General features: G+C 39.7%; 5 protein-coding genes. All 5 read left to right on the top strand.

Annotated elements, in window-relative coordinates; all coding sequences use genetic code 11:
* A partial coding sequence (locus tag ACO1DI_RS00315; RefSeq protein ID WP_423144928.1) for a cadherin-like domain-containing protein occupies window positions 1-305 on the top strand: 305 nt, incomplete at its 5' end.
* A gap of 174 nt (window positions 306-479) precedes the next feature.
* Complete coding sequence (locus ACO1DI_RS00310) at window positions 480-602, top strand: hypothetical protein (RefSeq protein WP_423144927.1); 123 nt, start codon at window positions 480-482, stop codon at window positions 600-602.
* A 20-nt stretch (window positions 603-622) separates the two neighbouring features.
* Entirely contained in the window at window positions 623-772 is a 150-nt protein-coding gene (locus ACO1DI_RS00305; RefSeq protein WP_423144929.1) for an Ig-like domain-containing protein, read from the top strand.
* A gap of 41 nt (window positions 773-813) precedes the next feature.
* Window positions 814-1,098: an Ig-like domain-containing protein gene (locus tag ACO1DI_RS00300; RefSeq protein ID WP_423144926.1), complete on the top strand. Its 285-nt coding sequence runs from the start codon at window positions 814-816 to the stop codon at window positions 1,096-1,098.
* Between the two features lie 87 nt (window positions 1,099-1,185).
* The gene (locus ACO1DI_RS00295) at window positions 1,186-1,536 is read left to right on the top strand and encodes an Ig-like domain-containing protein (protein ID WP_423144925.1); all 351 of its coding nucleotides are present in this window, start codon (window positions 1,186-1,188) and stop codon (window positions 1,534-1,536) included.
* The last annotated feature ends 373 nt before the right edge of the window (window positions 1,537-1,909 follow it).

The raw sequence follows: 1,909 nt of genomic DNA, 5'->3' as shown, positions 1-1,909 counted from the left end.
AGGTAGTAGGAAGCGATCCGAATGGGGATTTGCTCACTTATCGTTTAGGCACTTCTCCAGTCAATGGAAGCGCCGTAGTAAATATAGATGGCAGTTTTATATATTCACCTAATTCTAATTATGTAGGTCCAGATTTATTTACGGTTATTGTAGAAGATTCAACAGGTCTCACAGCAGTGTCTATTGTAAATGTTACAGTTATCGACGTGAACAGTTCGCCAATTACAAGTGATGTTATCCTTCAGACTATAGAAAATGTAGCAATCAGCTGGGCACGTTTTTGCCGCAGGAATCCAGAGCGATAATTTATGAACTTTAGATGATTGGGTACTCCTTTTAATGGAACAGCTGTGGTAAATCCAGGTACCTTTTCACATACCCTGAAACCCTAATTTTATTGGTTTGGATTCTTTCACAGTGGAGGTAAGGGATAGTCGTGAGCTAGTGCACAATCTCTTGTAACTATCAGTGTAATTCGAGTGAACCAACCACCGATTGTCGTAGATTTATCACTCTCATCTGTACAGGTAAGTTTGCTAACAGGGCAAGTTCCTGCCTTTGACCCAGAAGAAGATCCACATAGTATATGGTCTAAAATTTAGCACCGCTTAATGGTACTGCCATTATTAATTCAGATGGAACATTTACGTACTCGCCGAACCCAAGTTTTGTAGGAACAGATTCATTCTCTGTTTTTGCGCAGAGATCCTCTTGGAAACCAGGGGTTTGGAACTATTACTGTAGAAATTCAGTCTCAAGATTTACCGATTAGCGCTGAAGGGCTAACTTTAACTACTTTACCAATATCAACCCGTGAGTGGGTCTATTGCCACTGTGCAATCTGAAGCAGGCTCTCCATTAAGTTATGCTGTAGCCATTCCGCCATCAAATGGAACTGTTGTATTAAATCAAGATGGAACTTTAGTTTATACGCCAAATTCTGGATTCACAGGAGAAGATATCTTTGATATCGTTGTTATAGATTCAGCTGGAAATCAAAGTATTGCTAATGCTGTTGTGACAGTAGGTATAGGAGACAGGATTTCAGTGGTAGATAGTGAAATGAATCATTCAATACGCCAGTTTCTGGGCAAGTAAGTGCTAGAAATTGAGTGGAAACCAATTGTTTTATACGCTTACGTCTAATCCAAATAGTGGATCTGCCATAGTTAACCCAAAGGAACATTGATCCATACGCCAAATTCTGGATTTTTTGGAACAGATCAATTTAAAGTACTTGTAAGCGATGTTCTTGGCAATACAGCTGTTGCAACTATTTCTGTTGTCACTCAGGGGCCGATAGAACAGGCGCCAATTTTAGCTAATCAAGCACTATCAACAACCGAACAGCAGCCTGTAACAGGAAGTATTGCAGCTATTGACCCACAAGGAGAAGCATTAACTTATACCTTACTTGGCGGACCAGTGAATGGAATTTTAATACTAAAACCTAGATGTACTTTTACGTATACACCAAATCCAGGATTCGTCGGTACGGATTCTTTTACAGTGTCTGTTCAAAATGAACGGGTTTAATGAGCTACTACGGTTCAAATAACTGTTACACAATTGGCTAATCAAATTGTAGCCAGTAATACCATTGTTCGAACAGTAGAAGGGCAATAGTGTAAATGGTGGCACTTTCAGTTCGAGATCAGCTAAATAGGTGACTAACCTACAGCATTAACATCTTCCTTGCTCAGGAACGGTTATCTTAAATCCAGATGGAACGTTTGTTTATACACCAACTCCTGGTGTAGTGAACTGATCAATTTGACGTTCTGGTTCAAAATGATCAAGGAGATCAAGCAATTGCTTCAGTTTCAATTATAATTGATCCGGTTCAAAGTACTATTACACCACAAGACATCACAGTACAGACTCAGCAAGGTGTAACTGTCTCAGGGAC

The organism is Priestia sp. 40, from assembly GCF_049368575.1.
In the GTDB taxonomy this organism is placed as follows: Bacteria; Bacillota; Bacilli; order Bacillales; family Bacillaceae_H; genus Priestia; species Priestia zanthoxyli.
Note: the sequence above shows the minus strand (reverse complement) of the source record. Positions and strands in the feature narration are given on the sequence as shown.